General features: G+C 42.5%; 14 protein-coding genes. 12 read left to right on the forward strand and 2 right to left on the reverse strand.

What is annotated here, in order from left to right:
* Positions 1 to 68: 68 nt before the first annotated feature.
* The 5 genes from V7K53_RS17760 to V7K53_RS17780 all read left to right on the forward strand — a co-directional run bounded on the left by V7K53_RS17760 (position 69) and on the right by V7K53_RS17780 (position 6364).
* A complete protein-coding gene (locus V7K53_RS17760) occupies positions 69 to 890 on the forward strand; it encodes a class I SAM-dependent methyltransferase (RefSeq protein WP_335198791.1) in 822 nt (273 codons plus the stop codon).
* 446 nt (positions 891 to 1336) lie between these two features.
* A complete protein-coding gene (locus tag V7K53_RS17765; protein ID WP_335198792.1) occupies positions 1337 to 2365 on the forward strand; it encodes an aliphatic sulfonate ABC transporter substrate-binding protein in 1029 nt (342 codons plus the stop codon).
* A gap of 161 nt (positions 2366 to 2526) precedes the next feature.
* Positions 2527 to 3633, forward strand: a complete 1107-nt coding sequence (locus V7K53_RS17770) for an aliphatic sulfonate ABC transporter substrate-binding protein (protein WP_335198793.1) — start codon at positions 2527 to 2529, stop codon at positions 3631 to 3633.
* A 37-nt stretch (positions 3634 to 3670) separates the two neighbouring features.
* Positions 3671 to 4534: a TauD/TfdA dioxygenase family protein gene (locus V7K53_RS17775; protein WP_335198794.1), complete on the forward strand. Its 864-nt coding sequence runs from the start codon at positions 3671 to 3673 to the stop codon at positions 4532 to 4534.
* Positions 4535 to 5275: 741 nt separating this feature from the next.
* The gene (locus V7K53_RS17780) at positions 5276 to 6364 is read left to right on the forward strand and encodes a sulfonate ABC transporter substrate-binding protein (protein WP_335198795.1); all 1089 of its coding nucleotides are present in this window, start codon (positions 5276 to 5278) and stop codon (positions 6362 to 6364) included.
* Positions 6365 to 6386: 22 nt separating this feature from the next.
* Here the strand turns inward: V7K53_RS17780 and V7K53_RS17785 are convergent, their stop codons facing one another.
* Positions 6387 to 9437, reverse strand: a complete 3051-nt coding sequence (locus V7K53_RS17785; protein ID WP_335198796.1) for a hybrid sensor histidine kinase/response regulator — start codon at positions 9435 to 9437, stop codon at positions 6387 to 6389.
* Between the two features lie 336 nt (positions 9438 to 9773).
* Between V7K53_RS17785 and V7K53_RS17790 the strand changes: the two genes are divergently transcribed.
* Both V7K53_RS17790 and V7K53_RS17795 read left to right on the forward strand, forming a co-directional pair.
* The gene (locus tag V7K53_RS17790) at positions 9774 to 10067 is read left to right on the forward strand and encodes a hypothetical protein (RefSeq protein WP_335198797.1); all 294 of its coding nucleotides are present in this window, start codon (positions 9774 to 9776) and stop codon (positions 10065 to 10067) included.
* Between the two features lie 191 nt (positions 10068 to 10258).
* Complete coding sequence (locus V7K53_RS17795) at positions 10259 to 12466, forward strand: CHASE2 domain-containing protein (protein ID WP_335198798.1); 2208 nt, start codon at positions 10259 to 10261, stop codon at positions 12464 to 12466.
* Positions 12467 to 12672: 206 nt separating this feature from the next.
* Here V7K53_RS17795 and V7K53_RS17800 read toward each other — a convergent pair whose 3' ends face one another.
* Positions 12673 to 16224, reverse strand: coding sequence for an NB-ARC domain-containing protein (locus V7K53_RS17800; RefSeq protein WP_335198799.1), 3552 nt, complete (start codon positions 16222 to 16224; stop codon positions 12673 to 12675).
* A 379-nt stretch (positions 16225 to 16603) separates the two neighbouring features.
* Here V7K53_RS17800 and V7K53_RS17805 point away from each other — a divergent pair, with 379 nt between their 5' ends.
* From V7K53_RS17805 to V7K53_RS17825, 5 genes are all read left to right on the forward strand, one after another.
* Positions 16604 to 17149, forward strand: a complete 546-nt coding sequence (locus V7K53_RS17805; RefSeq protein ID WP_335198800.1) for a hypothetical protein — start codon at positions 16604 to 16606, stop codon at positions 17147 to 17149.
* Positions 17150 to 17574: 425 nt separating this feature from the next.
* Positions 17575 to 18303, forward strand: a complete 729-nt coding sequence (locus tag V7K53_RS17810) for a COP23 domain-containing protein (protein WP_335198801.1) — start codon at positions 17575 to 17577, stop codon at positions 18301 to 18303.
* Between the two features lie 134 nt (positions 18304 to 18437).
* Complete coding sequence (locus V7K53_RS17815; RefSeq protein ID WP_335198802.1) at positions 18438 to 19280, forward strand: S1 family peptidase; 843 nt, start codon at positions 18438 to 18440, stop codon at positions 19278 to 19280.
* A 34-nt stretch (positions 19281 to 19314) separates the two neighbouring features.
* Entirely contained in the window at positions 19315 to 21027 is a 1713-nt protein-coding gene (locus V7K53_RS17820; protein WP_335198803.1) for a tetratricopeptide repeat-containing S1 family peptidase, read from the forward strand.
* 167 nt (positions 21028 to 21194) lie between these two features.
* On the forward strand, positions 21195 to 21821 hold the full coding sequence (locus tag V7K53_RS17825) for a hypothetical protein (protein ID WP_335198804.1): 627 nt from the start codon (positions 21195 to 21197) through the stop codon (positions 21819 to 21821).
* The last annotated feature ends 133 nt before the right edge of the window (positions 21822 to 21954 follow it).

Consider the following 21954-nt stretch of genomic DNA (forward strand, 5'->3'; position numbering starts at 1 on the left):
TCTCTCCACCTTTATCCCCAAAGACGCGATGAATCGCGTCTCTACAAAATCCAAAATCCAAAATAGATATGACTCAACTCAAAACACTTCCTACCTACGACCCAAGTTTATTTGAGGGAGCCGCAGAAGGCTACGCTCAATATAGAACCAAATACCCATCGGTTGTATTCGATAAACTAGCCGAAATATTTAATCTCAATGGTCAAGGACGACTCCTTGATTTAGGTACTGGCCCAGGATTAATTTCCATTCCTCTGCGAACCAAATTTGAGGAAGTTGTTGCGATCGATCCCGATCCCGAAATGATTGCAGAAGCTAAACGGCAAGCAGCAGCAGTCGGAGCAAATAATATTACTTGGTTAGAACAAGGGGCAGAGTTAATCGACTCTAGTTTAGGGAAATTTAAGTTAACCACCATTGGTAGAGCCTTCCACTGGATGGAACGCGAACTAGTGCTTGAGCGCCTTTATGAATTGCTAACTGATGATGGTGGACTAGCACTGCTTAACACTGGTGATAACCCTTGGGAAAGCAATTTACCTTGGAAACAAGCTGCTGTTGGAGTAGTGAAAAAATGGCTAGGTGATGAGCGGCGGACTGGACAACGAGGACAAGGCATTCGTAAGCCAGTCGATCCTCCCCATGAAGTCCTAATTGGTAATTCGGCTTTTGCTCGTCAAGAAACCTATGAAGTGCCATTTGAAAAATCTTGGACTGTTGATAGCTATCTCGGCTATTTATACACTACAGCCTTCTCTCTGAAAATTTTCTATGGTGATGACGCCCCAGCATTTGAAAAGGATCTTAGAGAAGCGCTACTAGCAGTTGAACCGTCTGGACATTTTACAGAAGAACTCAAAGCTACAATTTTAGTCGCTTGGAAGCACTAGCAAAATTGAACATGATTGAAGAATAATTCAGAATCAAAACGCCACAAATTTCAATCTTCCACTAGCACGACCCTGGAGTGGGCCCTTCTCACTCCACTTCCTAAATTTTCCCCTCTCAACTCTTAAATTCTCAGTTCCTCGAGTCGTTATAGGGTGGGTATTACCCACTCTCTTTTCTATTTTAGACATTCCCAAAAATTATTTTTATTTATTAAAAAAATGTTCTCCATGACATGTAAACATGATAAAAATAGTTTTTATAAAAGTGGTCAGAGTATCTCTAACCAATATATTTCAGAATGAGCAACAAAACCCTTGTAGAAATGCAATGCATCGCGTCTTTAAAGACCGATTGTCTACTTTTTAAATCTGAATTACCAATAAAATTCAGTCTAACAAAATAAAAAATAGAAATATCCACTTACCTCAAGAAATTACATTGAATCATGTTCATCAGCTACAGAAAGTCATGGTTGCCTGCGAATATAGCTCGTTATTTTTTGCTGGCGTTTACGACTTTTCTGTTAGTTACAGGCTGTAGCTCTCCAAGCACGCAAAACAATAGTTCCCAAGTTGAGCCAACTACTGCAAGCTCAAAAAAACTAGAGGTTATTAATATTGGTCATCAGAGTGGTACACCAGGTCTAAACCTACTCAAAGCTCAGGGCTATTTGGAAAAGCGCTTTGCTGCTGATGGCATTGCTATCAAGTGGATAGAATTTCGGGGCGGCCCGCCAATGATGGAAGCAATGGCCGCAAACAGTGTTGATATTGGCAACGTTGGAAACTTACCACCGATTTTTGCTCAAGCTGGTAATAATCCCATTGTTTATGTTGCTGCAACTGGCTCCAACGCAGGCGCTCAAGCAGTTATTGTCCGTAAAGATTCACCAATCAAAACTCTTGCGGAACTCAAGGGTAAAAAAGTTGCGATCCAAAAAGGAACGGCTCTGCAATATTTACTTTTGAAAGCTATAGCAAGTGCCGGATTAACTCTCAATGATATTCAACCTGTTTACCTGACTATTCCAGAAAGTCAGGTTGCTTTTGAAAGTGCCAGAGTTGATGTTTTACCTACTAGCGATCCGTTTTACGCTCGGAAAGAGCGAGCAAATGAAATACGAGTACTAGCCAAAGGTTCTGATGTCGCTCCCCAAAGAGCCTACTATATCGCTACACGCAATTTTGCTGAAAATCACCCCGACTTAGTGAAGGTAATTTTGGAAGAACAAAGAAAAGTAGAAGAATGGGCTAAAGCTAACCCCAATGAAGTTGCTAGTTTATTGGCAGCGCAAACTAGACAAGAACCAGGAGTCTGGAAATGGGCTTTAGAGAGACGACCTATCTTAGGGGTGTTTGATATAACTGATGAATTTGTCGCTGAACAACAGCAAGTAGTTGAACTTTTCTACAGTCAAAAGCTGATTCCTAAAACTTTTCAAATCAAAGATGCAGTATGGAAACCTAAGAGTTGATTTATTAAAAGAGAATTCAGAATGAGCTACGCCCCACTACGCTAACAGAATTCAGGATTAACCAAACTCTCCTCTCTTATTATGAGAGTTCTTGTGATTATTTCATTCGAAATTAATCATAATCGTTTCAACCACCGACCGAGGAATAAAAATAACAACCCATGCCAGCTTTAAAAGGAAAGTTTGAATTCAGAAAAAACCAGAGAACAACGCGTCGTTCCTTGTTATTTGCTCTGGGCTACTGCTTAATGCTATCGACAGTCTTATCGAGTTGTGGTGAAGCCAAAAATAACACTCAGCAGTCATCAGCTTCCCCTGAGTCGGTAGCTGCATCTAGCACTACACAGAAGTCAACTGAGAAGCAAGTAGTGCGGATTGTACGTTCAAAACAACTTTCTGCTTTAGCAGTTTTAGAAAAACAGGGTTCCTTAGAAAAGCGATTAGAGCCTCTGGGTTTTAAAGTACAGTGGGCTGAATTTGCTGCTGGGCCACAACAGCTAGAAGCCTTGAATGCCAATGGATTAGATATCGCATCTACAGCCGAATCGCCTCCTATCTTTTCACAAGCAGCCGGAGCGCCTCTTGTTTATCTAGCTACTACACGCCCTAGTGGTAAAGCTATTTCACTTTTAGTTCCTGTCAACTCTCCGGTTAAAAGTGTTACTGATTTGAAGGGTAAAAAAGTAGCTTTTCAGAAAGCCTCCATCGGTCACTACTTATTAGTTAAAGCGTTAGAAGATGCAGGGCTGAAACTGAGCGATGTCCAATCAGTTTTTTTAGCACCGCCCGATGCAAATGCGGCATTTAGTCAGAACAAGGTGGATGCTTGGTATATTTGGGAGCCATTTGCTACCAGAAATGTACAAAATAAAATAGCTCGTGTTTTAGCCGATGGTGGTAAATTGCGGGATACTGGCAACTTTTATTCAACTTCACGCCAATTTTATCAGGCTCATCCTGATGTTATCAAAGTGTTTCTAGAGGAGTTAGAAAAGGCAGAGATTTGGACTAAGGATCATCCCAAAGAAGTTGCACAACTGCTTGCTCCTGTGACTCAGTTAGATCCACCAACTCTAGAAATAATGCATAAAAAATATGACTATGGACTGCGACCAATCACTGATAAAACTATTACCAAGCAACAGGAAGTTGCAGATAAGTGGTACAGCTTAGGACTTATCCCCAAGAAGGTGAATGTTAGAGACGGGTTCCTGACACCTGAAGAGTACGCCAAAATTACTCCCTCAGACGTGTTAGCGAATAAGTAGTTATCCCCAAAAAGAAACTAAAATTCAGGAGAATATTATGTCTACCTCGACTTTGACAAAGGTTAAAATTAGGTCTATCGATGCTCCTTTGGGAGCCATAGTTACCGATCTGGATGCCAGTCAACCGATCGCACCTGAAATTATATTACAACTTAAAGAAGCTCTGCGCGATCGCCACATCTTAATTTTCAAAGACCAAAAGCTCTCCGATAAAGAACTTTTAAACTTTTCTCTATACTTTGGCGCACTCTTTGTACCATCTGATGAAACTCCAGTATTGGCTTCTAAACCAGGAGAAACTCCGGTGGTGATTCCGATTTCCAATGTTGATGGTGGCTATACCGGTACTGGAGAATTAACTTTCCATTCCGATCACAAATGGACTCCTACCCCATCTAGTGGTTCGCTTCTTTATGCTTTGGAAATACCAACTCATGGTGGAGATACTTATTGGTTAAATACCAATTTGGCCTATGAGGCATTAGATGAAGCCACCAAAGAACGGATTGCAGATTTACAGCTAATTACCTACAACCCATTTTTACGAGATCGGAATGCACCCCGCTCTTTGTATCGTTTAGACAAAACTATTCCTTTAATCAGTCCGATCTTTCCCCATCCTTTAGTTAGGACACATCCAGAAAGTGGTAAAAAGCATCTTTACTTAGATGCTGCTACAGAAGTGGAAATTGTCGGGTTAGAGCCGGAAGAAGGATCTAAACTGATTGAACAGTTGAGACAACATCTAACTCAACCCAAGTTCTACTACCAACACAAATGGTCAGTAGGTGATATTGTCTACTGGGATAATCAAGCTACCTTGCATTACCGTCAAGCATTTGATCCAAATGAGCGACGAGTATTAAAGCGGGTTAGCCTTGCAGGTAGTCGTCCTTTTTAGAATTTATAGCTCAGAAGATTAAGCTAATGGGCATTTAAATATACCTTTTATTGGTCAAGAGTCAAGAGTTATTCTAGACTTTTGACCAATAAAACTTGTCTAAATATCATACTCTATGCTTGTAAATCACAAATAGTAAAAAATATTTTTTGTTTAAAAACAAGTGTTAATGAATACTTTATTTCTAGACCAAACTTGATAGACTCTAGACTGAAAATGATAGTTGTTAGCACCTCCTTAAAAGCGCTACAACGAAAACTATTAAATTTAACTAGAAAAATATTATGGGGCTTTTAAAATCTTTGTAAAGGCTAAATTTGTCTAGCAGCAATAAACCGCTGCAATCAAGTTAGCAAAACTTGAAACGGGTGACGTTGGTATTGATGTACTTACTCTCAAAACGATTCATAGTAAAGCAGTATATGGTCTGCTACCAATAACCGATGAAGTTGTTAAAAAAACAATAAATAGCTGATTTATGCTATGCACAAGGACTTTTACCAAAAAAGGTTAATGTCAAAGATGGAGTACTTACTCCAGAAGAATATGCAGCATTTACACCTGATTCAATTAAATTTAATAAGTAATTGAATAAGAATTCAGAATCAAGACGCGCTCTACGAGAGGCTGCGTTTAGCTTGCTTCTGACTGGGAGTACACGAACAACTTTAGTAATTGGAAAAGTTAAGCTTTTCGCTAATGTTTTTATATCAGTATTTAATCAAAAGCTGAGGTGCAAAAATGTTTCAAAATTTAGTTAAATCTAAGAAAACACTAATCAGTAAATTCTCCTTATTTGTAATACCTGGTTTTGTAGCTTTATCTACTACTTTAATCAGTTGTACGTCAACTGTATCTAACACAAATATAGGAACTGAACCGAAAGCAGAACCAGTAGGATCTAAGACTATAACTTTTAAAACAAAATTACTGCGAATAGGATATCAAAGCTCTGGTGATTTAGTTAGAGTCAGAGGAGTTTTAGAAAAACGTTTGGAGCCTTTGGGTTTGAAAGTAGAGTGGTCACAATTTGCTCAAGGGCCACAACTCATGGAAGCTATGAATGTGGGCAAAATTGATATTGGCTCAGTTGGAGAAACTCCTCCGATCTTTGCCCAAGCTGCGGGTGCCAGAATTATCTATTTGGCTGGGAGAAGACTTGGCCCTAATTCTGGTAAAGGTAGCGCGATCGCAGTTCCAAAAAACTCTCCAATTAAAAAATTAGCTGATATCAAAGGTCAAAAAGTAGTCTTTCAAAAAGGTTCTGCTTCTCACTATTTTATCATCCAAGCCTTAAAAGAAGTAGGTTTAAAATATAGTGATATTCAAGTTTTGAGTATGCCCAATGTCGAAGCTCGTGGTGCATTTATTCAAGGCACTATTCCAGTTTGGGTAACTGGCGATCCTCATTTAGCTTTGGTAGAAAAACTCCACGGTGCGCGTGTGCTGAGAGATGCGACAAATATCGGTACTCCAGGCGGATACTATGTAGGAACGCGAGAATTTGCTAAGGACAATCCTGAATTAGTTCGGATCATTTTAGAAGAAATTGACAAAAATGGTCAATGGGCAGAAGCGAATCGTAAAGAAGTAGCTAAACTCATAGCACCTGTACTTAAAATTGATTTACCTATTCAGGAAGTAATTTCTAGCCGTGCTACTTATCGCTTAAGAGGAATTACTCCAAAACTAATGCAAGCCCAGCAAAGTGTTGCTGATTTATTCTATAACGAAAAAATCTTACCCAAAAAGATTGATGTTAAAGAAGCACTGCTCACGCCTCAAGAATATGCAGCTATTACTCCCGAAACACTCATCAGTGGAAAATAAATTCGGAATTCTGACTCTTTGTTTATTCAGCGATTAAGTTAGCGATCGCATCTACTAACTCGCTCGGCTCTACTGGTTTGGCAATATGCTTGTTAAATCCGGCTCTTAGCACTTGTTGAGCATTCATTTCTCCAGCATAGGCGGTAAGCGCGATCGCTCGAATTTTTCCTCCCTGCTCTGGTGGCAGTGTTCTCAACTGTCGCATGAACATACATCCATCCACTTCTGGCATTCCAATATCACTTAAAAGTATATCTGGCAAGGATTGGGCTAAAGCAGCTAAGGCTTCATTGGCTGATGTTACTGCTGTTACATTTGCCCCATACTGCTCCAGTAAGAAGACAATAAATTCTCGCGTATCTGTATCATCATCCACTACTAAAATTTTGACACCATTTAAATTTGAAGATGGCTCAGAATTGCTACTGTCTTGTTTAATCTCTAATTGATTTTGGATTAACGGTAGTCTGACAGTAAAAGTCGCCCCCCGATCTTCGCCATCACTTTCTACTTGGACTGTCCCACCATGCAGTTCGACTAAGTGACGGACGATCGCTAATCCTAACCCCAATCCACCAAATTTTCTGGTGGTACTGCTATTCTCTTGGCGAAAATATTCAAACACGTAAGGCAGAAAATTTGGGTCGATACCTTTCCCTGTGTCGCTAACTTGAATCAGTGCTGAGTTATGAGTGCTGGGTGCTGAGTTGAAATTAGAACACGATGATAGTCGAATATCAACCCGTCCGCCTTCTGGTGTAAATTTAACCGCATTTGAGAGCAAGTTCCAAACGATTTGCTGCAATCTGTTGGAGTCTCCCAAAACTTGTCCCAAATTTGGTTCCAGGCTGATGTGCATCTCTATTGATTTAGCTTCTGCTGATAGCCGTACTGTCTCCATTGCTGCGGAAATCACAGATGTCAGATCGACTGGGTAAATATTCAAGCTGATTTTACCTTGTAAAATCCGGGAGATATCCAGTAAATCTTCAATCAGTTGAGCCTGTAATTTCGCATTTCGCTCAATAGTCTTCAGCGCTTGAGGAATTGTCTTTTCATCAAGTTTTTTGGTTTGGAGAAGCTTTGCCCATCCTAAAATTGGGTTGAGTGGCGATCGCAATTCGTGAGAAAGTACTGCCAGAAACTCATCTTTTATCCGGTTGGCATTTTCTGCTGCTTTCCGGGCGGTTTGCTCTGCCTCGTATAGGCGGGCACGTTCCATCGCTTGAGCACACTGCTGTGCTAGTGCCAGCATAAAGGCTCGATCGTCTTGATTAAACTTCTGAATTTCGGTAAAAGCTAGAGACATTCCACCAATAGCTCGTCCCTCGATGAGCAATGGAATCGAAATCCAAGCGCCGTAGTTGGATTGAGCATATTCCTTGGCAAGATTTGCGTAACGAGCAATCCTTGTTTCGGTTGGCTCTTGCCAAATAGGCTGCTTAGTTCTTACAGTTTCTGCCAGTGGCGCGGATGCATTAATCGAGAATCGACGCCATGAATCTACTATCTGTTGCTCGCCAACAGTTCGAATAAGTTCTAATTCAGTGCCGCTTTGAGTCAGTAGTGCGACAAAAACAGAACTAGCTCCCAAAGCTGCCATACCTTGCTCTACAATTACTTCAGCAACCTGTGTCGGAGTTAAAGATTCAGAAAGGGCAGCGGTAATCGCTTGCAGACGGGTAATGCGAGATGCTGCGCGTAAAGCCGCCTGTTGAGATTGCTGTGCTTCTCTGTAGAGTCCGGCATTATCAACTGCGATCGCTGCCCGGCTAGCCAACTCCTCAGCTAACATCAGGCTTTTGGTATCGTAGAAACGACCTGAAGAAGATACCAAAGTCATCGCTCCCAACACCCGTCCCCGAAGGATTAACGGTACACTCATCCCAGATGTTGGATTTAGTTCTTGCAAGATTTTGAAGTGACTGGCGTTATGGGTTAACCCTTGGATCTGTTCCTCAGAAATAAAATGAGTAATTTGTGATTTGCCTGTCCGTATTACCTTCGCAATACCTGCTGTTTGTGCCAAATCAGGCGGATAATTTTGTAACTGTTCTACCAATTCTTGTTTCTCTGGATTGGCATGGGCTGCTGCAACCCGACGGACTAATTGATTGTCACAAATAATATCAACTAAGCACCAATCAGCGATTTCCGGCACTGCTAAACGCGCCAAACCTGCTAGGGTTATTTCGTAGTCCAATGATGCAGCCAAAATCCCACTAGCTTCAGCTAAGAAACGCTGCTCCTCTTCCACCTGTTTGCGCTTAGTAATATCTCGCGAAGACGCTTGCATTTCTAAAATTGCTTGAGTTTGGCGATCGCGAATAGCTCGAATAGTTGCTTCCAACCAGATATAATGTCCGTCTTTGTGACGCGCACGGTGAGTAATGGTATAAATATCTGGTAAATCGGCATTGACTGGGTAATTCTTGGCAATCTGTACCAAATCGTCTGGGTGAACTAACTCCTGGCTGGGATGACCGACTAGCTCCTCTGGTTGATACCCCAGTACTGTGTAGCAAGCTGGTGAAATATATAGAAGAGTTCCATCTACTGTGTGGCGTGAAATAATATCAGTTGAATTCTCAGCCAGCAGCCGAAAACACGCCTCACTCTCGCGCAGTTTGGCCTCTGCCTGCTTGCGTTCGGTAATATCGACACACATTCCCACCCATTCGCGGATTTCGCCTGTTTCGTCGAGTATCGGCACACCGCGTATATTCATATAACGGTATTCGCCGTCATGGCGTAGAACACGATACTCAGCAACTGCAACACTGCGTGTAGGAAACGCCTGTTGCCAAATTTCCACCATCGATGAACGATCTTCTGGGTGCAGTGCCTCAACCCAACCCCATCCTTTATATTGTTCGGGACTTTGCCCTGTGAACCCCTGCCAAGTTGGAATATCATCAACAACATTGCCCCAAGGTGCTGCCCTCCAGACAATGGATGCGCTGGCCTCTGCCAGTGAACGGTAGCGTGCTTCACTATCGCGCAGCGCAACTTGCTGTTCGCTCAAATATTGCTGCAAATCAGTAACCTCTTGAGCTCTCAGGTTCTCACTCATTTTAAAAGTATTTGGCTAAAAGCGACTCGCCAGGTTCTCCCATCTGCTGTAATAGTTATTTTGATTTTTCTAATGCAATATAGCAGATGCTATGGCTCTAACTGCACCCATCTAAGGTTATAGAGGTTGTCAAGAAAAGGCAGGGGAGCAGAGGGTAAAAAAGATCGCCTACAAGGAGCGGGGCTTGTACCGAAAATCATTTTTCTCCTCTGCTCCTCTGCCCCCCTGCCCCCCTGCCCTCTGCATTCTTGTAAGTTGGTGATTATGTATTACATCAACTATCATGCAAGCTATTTAAGCTAGTAATAGAATTGTTTCAATTCAGGGGATAAGAATATGAAGGTTTGGCTTGCTTGCTTTTTGGTACTGTTTGCCTTAGCAGAACTGTTTGACTGGTTGCAAGAATTTAATCTGCCATTACCTATCTATATTTTGGGTGGCGCTTTTTTAGCTGTTGCTTCTAACTATGATAAGATTGTTGGCTCCTATTTTGCTGATTCCAGCATTGAAGCATCACTTGAACAACCTCAGTTAGATTCACTAACTCCATCTACTAATCCGATTTCTTTCCCAATTAGCAGTCCTGTTGAAGATGTTCAAACATCTCAAACATCTCCAACAGATGATTAGGGCTTGTCTGATTCTATGGTTGACGCTGGGCGTAAGCTTGCTTTAAAAGTAGGAATACGTCAAAGTCTCTAACTAACAAGTAAATTGCTACATTAATAGGAGCTTTAGGTTAATTAGCTTTTAACCTAGATTCCCAAAATTGACTTCTGCGCCTACAACATCTACCCAATTCAGGCTACCGCCTCAATGCCGTGATTAGTGGACTATTAGAAAAACTCCGCGTACCTTTTGTCAAAGTTCAGGATTCCCGTGAAACTCCTAAGAGCAAAAGTTGGCTACAAATTATTTTTGTTACCAGTATAGGAGCCACCGCGTTTATCTGGGGAGTTCGGGAACTCAAATGGTTACAGCCTTGGGAGTTAAGAGTTTACGATCAGATGTTGCGATCGCGGCCAGCAGAAGCACCCGATCGGCGGATTTTGCTAGTCAAAATTACTGATAACGATCTCAAACGCGAGAAATGGCCTCTATCAGAGCGGACAATCAATCAGCTATTAAAGAAAATAGAGTCTTATCAACCGCGAATTGTTGGTTTATATCTTTTCCGACCAGAAGACAATAATTTGGCGGCTAATCTCCAAAATCAAGATAACATTGTCACTACCTGTTTGTTCAGCAGTTTGGGTAGAGATGAAATTCCCCCGCCGCCGAATGCCGCTATAGATAATGTCGGGTTTAGTGATGTGGTCGCTGACAATGAAAACGACCAAAGTCTCCGCCGCACTTTATTATTTGCTAACTCTACAGACAAGAAATGTACAACATCATTTGCATTTGGTGCATTAATTGCAATTAATTATCTAGAAAAACAAGGTATTGAATACGATTTCACTAAAAAAGGAGATTTTATATTAGGTAAAACCTTGTTTGTGCGTTTACAACCTAATTCTGGCGGCTACCAACATTTGGATGCACAAGGCTATCAAATATTATTAAATTACCGTCACCCCAACAGCCTCGCCGACCAAGTAAGCCTCACAGATGTTCTTAGTGGGCAAGTCAACCCCAGTTTATTCAAAGACCGTCTAGTAATTATTGGCACTACAGCGGCTAATATCCCTCCAGGTGGCTTTTATACGCCCTACAGCGCTTTGCCAGATCAACCAGCCAGAATGCCTGCTCTATTTATTCATGCACAGATAGCAAGTCAACTCATCAGTACAGTGTTGGATGGGCGACCCTTGATTTGGTATTGGCCAAACTGGGTAGAACTTATTTGGGTATGGGGCTGGTCGCTATTAGGTGGTATTTTCGTATGGCGGTGGCAAAATCCGCTGCTTTTGCTAGTGGTGGAAACGATAACTCTATTTGGCTTAGTAGTAATCTGCGTTGCTTTGTTTTTGCAAGCTGGATGGGTGCCGTTAATCCCTCCTGCTCTTGCTTTGGCGATCAGTAGTATATGTGCGATCGCTTATACTAGCTACCAAAATCAGCGGCAAACTCAGGTGATTGTTCTGCAAGTTGAAAAACAACAAGAAGCGATCGCTCAATTAAATGTACTCTTAGAAGATAAAACAGCAATTCCCGACTCGTCTGTTGACTTTCCTCCCCCAGTTGATTCGCTAGAAATAAAATCGGGTGATTTGCTTTTGAGTGGACGCTACAAAATCTCTCAAACTCTTGGTGCTGGTGGATTTGGTCGGACTTATTTAGCACAAGATACTCAACGACCGGGTAATCCTACTTGTGTAGTTAAAAAGTTAATGCCAGCCCGTCAAGATGCACGATTTTTGCAAGTCGCTCGCAGATTATTTCATAGTGAAGCTGAAATTTTAGAAATTTTGGGTAAACATCATCAGATTCCTGAACTACTCGCTTATTTTGAAGATAATCAAGAATTTTATTTAATCCAACAATATATTGAGGGACATACCTTAAGCGAAGAATTACCACCCGTACAAAATGTCCAAAACGAATCATTTGTGATGGAAATGCTCAAACAAGTTTTAGAAGTTCTAGAATTTGTTCATCAACATCGAGTGATTCATCGGGATCTCAAACCGACTAATATTATTAGATGCGCTCAAAATAATCGCTTGGTATTGATTGACTTTGGGGCTGTGAAATTGATGCAACCGCCGAGTAGCGAGCAAACAGAATTAGCCACAGTAGCCATCGGGACGCGGGGTTATGCACCTCCAGAACAATTTGCCGGTCATCCCCGCTTATGCAGTGACATTTATGCTTTAGGAATGATTGCTATTCAAGCCATAACTGGGATAACACCGCAAGAACTCCACCCACATCCAGAAACTGGGAATGTGATGTGGCGGCAAACAGCGCCAGTCAGCGAAGAATTAGCGGCAATTTTAGATAAGATGGTTTGCTATCATTTTAGCGATCGCTATCAATCAGCCACCGCAGTTTTACAAGATTTGAAACGTTTTTCAACGAAGTGAACTGGTTGACTGGGATATATACAGCAGATTTCAAATTAGTGAGGTACACAAGCTAAGTCTATTACCCAGATATAAAGCAATAGGGTTCAGTTAAGGATAATTGGTTTTTCAAGACGCGATAAATCGCGTCTCTACATGAGGGTTTTGTTGCTCATTCTGAACTGTATTGAGATATAAAGCGTGTTTTACTCCTGAATTCTGCTGTATCAACTTACTTCTAACGCACCCAAAGCTTTTAAAGTTGCTACCTCTGCTTCAGTCAACCCTGTCACCCCGGTAATAATCATGCCTTCATACGGGCGGGCTGGTCTTAACGTTTGCCGACATTCCCCTGTAGTAATATCCCAACAGTTGATTGTTTCATCCCAGCTACTACTGAGAAGAGTTTGAGCATCTGGGACTAGACTAAGCGACCAGACCCAATTGAAATGATTTTGTAGTGTTGCAAGGCAGTCTCCAGTAAGTGTATTCCAAATTTTGATCGTGCGATCGCCACTACTGGTAATCATCCGATCGCCATTATCGACGAATAGAATACAAAGTATCTGGCTGGTATGTCCAGAGAATGTACGCAGACAAACCCCTGTTTCAATATCCCACAGTCGCACCAAGCAGTCATCACCACCAGTAGCAACGTATTGAGTATCTGGACTCACTGCAACTGCCCAAACACGGTTGGAGTCTGCCTCCCAACTATGAAGACAGGTTCCTGTTTCCATATCCCAGCGTTTAACTATCTTTTCATAGCCACTGCTGAAGAGAGTTTTTCCATCAGGGCTAAAGGCGATCGCCAACACAGAACCAGGATGACCTTGCAATGTTTGCCAACATTCACCAGAACGCACATCCCATATCTTGATTGTATGGTCGTAGCTAGCACTAGCAAGAAAATTACTGTCTGAACTGAAAGCGATTGCCCAGACCCAACTACCATGACCGTGTAAGGTTTTAAGGCATTGCCCTGTATGGGGACTCCAAAGCTTGATAGTCCGATCTGCACTGGCGCTGGCTAGCAACTGTCCATTGGGACTGAAGGCAACAGAGAAAATACGATTGCTATGTCCATGTAGTACACGAAACGGCTGGAGGTCAAGCTTTAAGTGTTGCGGGGCATTGACATCCCAGAGTTTAATTGTCTGATCTTCATGTCCACTAGCAAGTAAGTTTTGCTGCCAACTGTGTGCGATCCCATAAACAGCATTACTGTGTCCTTGGAAGGTTTTAGTACACTGTCCAGTCTGAAGTTCCCAGACTCTAGCTGCGTGATCGTCTCCACCACTAGCAATTAAGTGCCCTTGAGGGTGAAAAGCAACTGACCAAATCCGATTTGTATGTTTTTCCAGCGTATCCAGACATTTCCCTGTGTCTATATCCCAAATCTTCACGGTTTGGTCATAGCTGCCACTTACCATTTGTTCGCCCTTGGGGCTGAACGCTACCGAGGTGACAACTCCTGCGTGTCCCTGCAAGGTTATCAAACACACCCCGGTATGTAAATCCCACAGTTTCACAGTTTGATCGAAACTGCCGCTTGCTAATATTTGCCCTTTTGGACTGAAGGCGATCGCTTTTACCCATTGCTGATGCCCTTCTAGGTTTTGCACACAACATCCAGTTTTTAAATCCCACAGCTTGATTTTGTTATCTTCACCAGCCGTTGCTAAAATTTGATCTGCGGGATGAAAAGCTACACTCCACACACAAGCATGATGTCCTTCTAGAGTTTGCACGCATTTGCCTGTGGCTAGATGCCAAACTTTAACTGTGTAGTCATAGCTAGTACTAGCAAGGAATTGACCGTCAGGACTCCATGCGATCGCTGTGACAATGCTAGTGTGATCGCATAACGTTTTAAAACATTCTCCTGTAGTAATATCCCAAAGTTTAATTTTATGATCTTGACCGCAACTAGCTAAAACTGGGTGTACAGGGCTAAAAGCGATATTCCAGACCCAACTATTATGTTCTTTACAGCTAAAGAGTTGTTTACTATTGGTAATATCCCAAACATGAATTTCACCATTTGTATCACTGGTCGCAAGGCTGTGCCCATCTGGACTAAAGGCAACGCTAGTAATTCCACCAAAGGTTGCAGCAAAAACACAATCTTGAAAGTTGGTTTGGCTAAAGTTTACCCGATGTAAATTGAGCGATCGCAAATCGCAGTTACGGATAGTGAGATGCGAAAAATCATACCCAGTTAAATTTGTTTCTAATTGTGTCAGTAAATTCAGCAGATTACCGCCACCATACCCAACTGGATCTATAGCTTCACTTTGAAGCTTTCTAACTAGTCTGCCAAGTTTATGCTCAAGCTGATGAGCAGAACCAAGGGTTATTTGTAGCTGATTTAGGATAGGCCGCACAATTAAGTGAATTTGACTATCGCGGATGTAGTCTTTTGCCTGAGCTTGCATCAAAACATGAGTCAGCAGGTATTGTGGTGATTCTGTGACTATTTCCTCGCAGACTTGTTCAATCAAGCAGTCTGTCACGTATTCCATCACCACGGGTTGCTGTGTGAATCCTCCAGTATTGCTTTCTATGAAGCTAGACCAGCGTAAAGATTCGAGGACTGACATTAACTTAGGTTTAGGCAATGTTGGTGTGAAAGCTGTTTGCAATTCTGTCGAGGAAAGCTTCTCCCGATTAATTGCCAGCCAGTACATCACTTGCTGCTCTAAGGTGGAAAGTCTTTTGAATTGCTGCTCTAGAAGATTGGCAATGCCCTTAAAGACGGTTGTGCCTTCAGAAAAGAAACTGGCGATATTGCCTTCATGTAAGTCCCGAATGGAAGTGGCGGCAATTTTTAAAGCTAGTGGATTACCACGGTAACACTCAACTAGTTGGCGGGTTTCTTCTTCGGAGCCTGATAGCCCTTTGAGTGTCAAAATTGTTTGTCCGGCTGCGACTTCTAATCCTAATAAAGCAAGGGTACGAACTGGCAAAGCATCACCTTCCAAGGCGGCGATTTCAGTCGGTTTTTCCCGACTGGTGAGCAGGACACAGCTTTGATGCCCAGTCTCTCCCAATCGCCATAGGAGTTCACCGTAGGGTTCGTAGCCCTCACGGTAACAGCCTGTCCCTGTACCTTGCTGCAATAATGTGTCGAAATTATCCAGAATCAGCAAGCATCGAGATTTGCGGAGGTACTCAATTAAATAACTAATTTGCTCGTGGGGGGAAGCAGGCAATGTGGTAACTTGCTGATGAGAAAGGATTTTGATGTAGTCTGTCACCTTGTTGTAGAAAAAGGGTGCGTGCCGGAGCGATCGCCAAATCACATATTCAAATTCTCCCTGCAATTGTTCTGCTAACTTCACCGATAGCGCGGTTTTGCCGATACCACCCATACCTAACAGTGTGACTACACGAGCGCGATCTCTCACAATCCATTGGCTGAGGGTTTCTAATTCAGTAGTACGTCCATAGAATTGGGAAACGTCGATTGCTTCCCCCCAGTTTGTGAAGGGTTGAAAATTTAAGGAGGTGTTTGTGTCCTTTTGTAGCTGTGTGGTTCGCTTCAGTATTCCTTGCAGGTTATTTTTGGTAACTTTTTCTCCTAAAGCTTGAGAGAGCGATCGCCATAATTCCGAACCAATATCTTTGATGTAACCACAATCGTAATCGGACTCTACAGCCATGTCTAAGTAGGTCTGTCCTGCCCAAGATTGACGAAATACAATTTCTTGAACTTTTGTTAAGCGTCCCCGTTCTAATAATTGCTCAACTAGTGCGATCGCCTCTTCAACGGTCATTTATTTCCGTAGTAATACAGGTTAACTACAATATTCGCACCATAAGCTTTATTTATTAAAAAAGTTTGCGTAAATCTACTAATAAGATCCGACTTTTTCCCGACCTTTTCAGACCATCGAACTTTATACCAGGCAGTAGAGTATTTGGATAAGCAATTCTATAGAGAAGTAAGTCGGCATTAAAAAATTAATCTATATGACGAAATGTAAAATCAGTAAACAGCTAATAAATAAGTGATTCAACAGTTTTTACAAAATCAAATATACATGAATTTTATCGTGCCGATTTACTTAACTGACTTTGAATAAGACAAGGAATTGAATGATGATAAAACGTTCTTACCGATCAAGCCGGGTCCTAAGAGAAGCTACTAAGTTTTTGTGTATCACTTCCTTTGGTATCGGGTTAGCGTGGCTCCCGGCACAAGCGCCCTCAACCGCACAAAGTTGCAACGTCTTTGGCTGTTCGCAACCAGGTGCGGCAGCCTGTAATCCGTTCGGTTGTCCAAGTCAGGGAGCAGGTGAATGTAATCCGTTTGGTTGCCCCAATCCTGGTGCAAGTGCTTGTACTCCCTTCGGTTGTCCTGCTTCGCCTCAACGTTCCAGTGAGCCTCCACCCAGCAGTACCCAGAATGCTCCTGCCTCTGATCGTCGCAACTTTGTTGCTTACAACAAGACCAACCAAACCATTACAGCGTTGTATCTCTCTCCTACGGATAGCAACTCTTGGGGTGGCAATATCCTGTCCGATGTTTTGAGAAGCGAAAGTTATACAAGAGTGACTTTTTCAGATAACTCCGAGCGTTGCGTGTATGACTTGAAAGCAGTCTATGGCGATAAAACCTATGACAGAAACCGTTTTAATCTATGTGAAACGACAACTGTTGAATTCACTGGCAATGGAGGCGACTATACACCGAAGTAATTGGAAAATTAGGAATTGCAATAGGCAGCTTTAGCTCTAGTACGAAAAACATCCGACTTTTTTCCGACCTTTTCTGACCATCAAACTTGATACTAGACACTATAGTATTTAGATCGGCAGTCATTCTGACATCTAATTTTTCTGACAAATTGTAACTTGGGTTATTAGCTATTTAAGAAATACTGAATTATTTATAGCCTTTTTACCAACAGTGTATTTGCTATTTATTTACCAATTAGTTTTCTTTTTATAATGCTTTAACCTAAGTTAAATAAAAACGATCAAAAAGTTATTTGCTAGGGCAAGCTGACATAGCATAAAAAGAGAATAGTTACTGAACAATACTTTGTTTCTTCCGCAGTATCAGTCAGATGGTTTCAGAAACAATGAGTAACAACAATTCAATTTCAGTTAGGAATGTATTTATGAAATTCAAGTTAGCAACTAAATTTTTGATGAGTGCGATCGCGCTTTCTGGTGCTGCGGTGTCTCCAGCAATGGCACAAAATTATCCTAATCCAAATGCGCCTGTGCCAAGTGGGAATCCCTATCCCTATCCAAATGCGCCAGTCGCTACCGGAACATCTTTTATATGCGGTCGAGTGGGAGCTGACCCAGCCACCCTTGTCCAAGCAAACGGTCGGATTTTACCATCGCCTTTAATCGTTTGGCAAACAGCAAGTAATAATATGTCACCCCAGCAACGGTGTCAAATGGTTTCCCAGCGAATGACAGCGACAGTAGCGCAAAATGGTGGCAAATTGAGTAACTTGCTGTTGACGACTGGTAAAGTCAATGGCTTCAGCGTGATTTGTTTTGTAAACGCTACCGAAAGTTGCAACCCCAATAATGTGATTATGACCCTGCTGAGAGGGGAAAATGCCAGCAATCCCGGCAATGTCCTAGCCCGGATTGTGCGGTTTGGTCAACGGGCTAGTGGTCCCAATGTAGTTGAAAGTGGTGGCTTTGCAGGCGGTGTCGGTGGTGAGCCAGAAATTATTCCCACTGCTGTGGGCTTAGAAGAAGCGGTTAATCAGTTAGCTAATGAATCTGGCGCGATACCTACTGCCCCCAATCCAGGAAACTATACACCACCCAATCCAGGAAACTATACTCCAGTTCCAGATGCAGGGACGGGTGGCGGTTCTATCTAGCTTTAGCAATTGTTATAGAGACGTTGCTTTCAACGTCTCTATATATATGCAGGTTCACAAAACCTTCTGCTTCTCAAATAGCTGTGGAAATTAACAAAGTTGGTTTAAGCTCGCTCCTTTTAAGTCCAATCTGGATGTGGATTGTTCAGTTGGGAGTGTTTGCAGTATTTTCTGCTTCCCCATTAGTATCGCCTTCTATCGCAGCTAACCCAGGTTTCATAGATACTGACCTGCAATTGCATCAAATGTCCCAGACGATCGCTCAATTTCCAGAAACGGCTGCTACTCTTCCTGATTCGGTGTCAGCGATCGCTAAATTAGTAACAGTGAGAATTTTAGGCGATCGAGGGACTGGTTCGGGAGTGATTATAAAACATCAAGGACAAACCTACACAGTACTCACAAATGCTCATGTAGTGTCCGAAGTTGGAGGCAATGGCTACACCATCTTAACGGCGGATGGTCAACCCCATAAGGGTGTTGGGCTACATTCTGCTCAATTGGAGAATGACGATTTAGCCTTGGTGCAATTTAGCAGCGATCGCCTTTACAAAGTCGCAGCGATCGGCAACTCTAACATCCTATCTGTTGGTGAACTTGTTTATGCTTCGGGATTTCCCAGTTGGCGCATCATTAATGCAAACACCCTTGCTGATACTCGCGATTGGGGCTTAAAAGCCTTTGAATTAACTCAAGGCTATATTGGGATGCTGCCCAATCAACCTTTGCAACAAGGATATCAACTTGGCTATACCAATCAGATTGAACCCGGAATGAGCGGGGGCCCGGTTTTAGATCGATATGGCCGCTTAATTGCGATTAATGGCGGCTTGAAATATCCACTTCAAGGCATAATCGCCTTTATTTTTGCCGATGGCACAATGCCAAGTCAAGCTTTATTTGAGCAAATGGAAACCTTGAGTTGGGCTATTCCAACTGCTAGATTTCAACAATTGTTTGGGCAACCTGCTAAATAATTTTCGGGTAGTTATTAACTATTTTTTACTATATATGAACCTCAACTTTTTTCGCTCTAATTTTCCTTATGCCGTAATCAGTGGAACTGCCAGTGTTGCTGCAATAGTCATCGTTCAATCGGCAGCTTTTGCGGTGAAATCTTCTCAGGAAATTGCCCAGTATGCTAACACCATTACTGTGCAAGTAAACAGACCAACTGGAGTTGGTGTAGGTCTAGCTAGTGATGGTTCTGGGTTTATTATCAAGCGCGATGGAAGCACTTACACCGTCCTTACTTGCAATCATGTGGTTAATCCATCTAACGGGCCTAAGCCAGCTAGCATTCGCACTAGCGATGGAGTCTCTCATCCCATTAACCCTACAAGTGTTAAAAGTTTAGGAACTAACGTTAAAGGAAGTAACGATCTAGCCTTGTTTAGCTTTAGTAGTGATAAAGACTATCCAGTAGCCGAATTAAAAAGCCCTAATCAAACAAGGCTGGGCAGTAAAATGTTTGTTTTTGGTTATCCAGTTAACAATGATTTAAACAGAATTGCTGAAAATCGTGTTAATGAGTTTCAAGAAGGAACGATTTGGGAATCCAAGGATGCGACTTTGAGCGAAGGTGGCTACTCGTTGCAATACGCGGCTCAAACAGCAGGTGGGATGAGTGGGGGGCCAGTGTTTGATATTGATGGTAAAGTGATTGGAGTTCACGGTAAAGCTGACACAGAAACGGAAGTCAAGGAACTCCAATCTGGGCAACAAGTATCAGCGGGGCTAAAACCTGGAGTTAGTGCAGCAGTTCCAATTGAGAAGGCGATCGCTTTATCTGGGCAGGTTGGACTCACTGGTTTGAAGATAGACAGCTCCCCCAGTACGGATAAACCCCAAGAACGGATGCAAAACCCCCAAGCTTCGAGCGATTTCTTAGCACGGGGACTGTCCCAGCAAAGTAATAGCACCGCAGCAATCAATGATTTTAGCCAAGCGATCGCTCTCGACCCTAAAAGTAGTATTGCTTATTACAATCGTGCCAATACTCGCTACAAGATAGGCGATAAAGAAGGTGCGGTCGCCGACTATAATGAGGCGATTCGCTTCAACCCCAATAATGCGATCGCTTATTACAACAGAGGGGTAGTGCGATATTATTTAGGCGATAAGCAAGGTGCAGTTGCAGATTTTACCGTCGTCTTGCGTTTCGATCCTTATGATGTGTCGGCTTATTACAGTCGAGGATCTATCCTCCGCAACTTGAAAAATGCTCAAGGTGCCTTTGCCGATTTTGATCGAGTTGTTCGGCTTGCACCTAATGTGCCTCACTCTTACTTCAACCGGGCGCTAGCTCGTGCCATGTTTAACGATCGCCAAGGTACTCTCGCCGATTTGACTCAAGCGATCGCTCTCGATCCCAAGTTTTCTAGAGCCTACATCAGCCGCTCGTTGACATTGCGTCGCTTGGGACAGTTACCCGCAGCGATTCAGGATTTAAACACAGTGCTGAGTTACGAGCCAAATAATAGCATTGCTATTTACCAACGCGGCTTGTTCCGCCGCGATTCAGGCGATCGTCAAGGTGCGTTTGAGGATTTACAAAGAGCTGTAAATTTATTCCAGCAAGCCAATGATACTGCTAGTTACCAAAAAGCAATATACGTTCTCCAACGCTTACAGTCATCACCTGCTACTCCCACTCCTAATCAACCAAATAACGGACAACCGAGTGGTGAAACTGCCCCAGATGTCATAAATGAACCTATTTAGGAATGAGTGTAGAGATGTTTTATGGAACGTCTTTACACTTATCTAATAGACTTATTGCAGAAGTGGGGAAAAGGGTAAGGGGTAAAGGTATGGAATTTTCCCTTACCCTTTAACCTTTCCCCAACATCTTGCAAAAGTAGCTTTTGCAAGATATCTCAAGATATCTAATGAAACTTATCCAGAAAGCACACCAAAAAATTATGAAAACTGGGCGCTTTAAACTAAACTTTACTAAACTAATTCGCTTCAGTACGACAATCTGCGCGTCTACTTTTTTATCAGTAATTGATATTGCCGGGGCTATAGCAATACCAATGCCTACGGCGGTAAACTACGCTCAATCCCTTCCGCCATCGGGTTTTTCTACTTACCCAGCCTCCACAATATCTCCTCTAAATGGAATTTGGAAACTCCAGTGGCGCATGAATGGGAAATCTTTTGATGGACTCCTGACTTTAACGGGAAATTCTGGCACCATGACCGTTAATGTGCGCTATTCCAATGGTCAGAATGATGTCGTCCAACAAAGAATGGTGGTTCATTCTTCTGACGATCAATTCATTTTATCTGGACAAAATCCCGTTTATGCAGGGACGAATATGCCGATTGTCTCCTACATTCCCGATACTTTTTTGATCGAGCAATCAGGCAATTTGGAAGGTTGGAGGGCTAAAAGTTGTGATAGCACTGAACGGTGTTCGCAAGTAACGATGCAGTATGTTGATCCTGCTTACCCAGCATCTGTACCGAATCAAGCACCTGCCGAGATGCCCACAAAAAGGGATTCATTATAAATTTTTGATAATTGCTCAATCATTGAGTACTATTAACTTTCAGAAAGCCGATCGCTATAGAAATCGCCCATGAGTTTTTCCTAGTTTTCAGCAAAAAAAAATCGCCCCCTGAATTCAGGAAGCGCATCACCAA

This window comes from Nostoc sp. (assembly GCF_036917355.1).
GTDB lineage: Bacteria > Cyanobacteriota > Cyanobacteriia > Cyanobacteriales > Nostocaceae > Nostoc.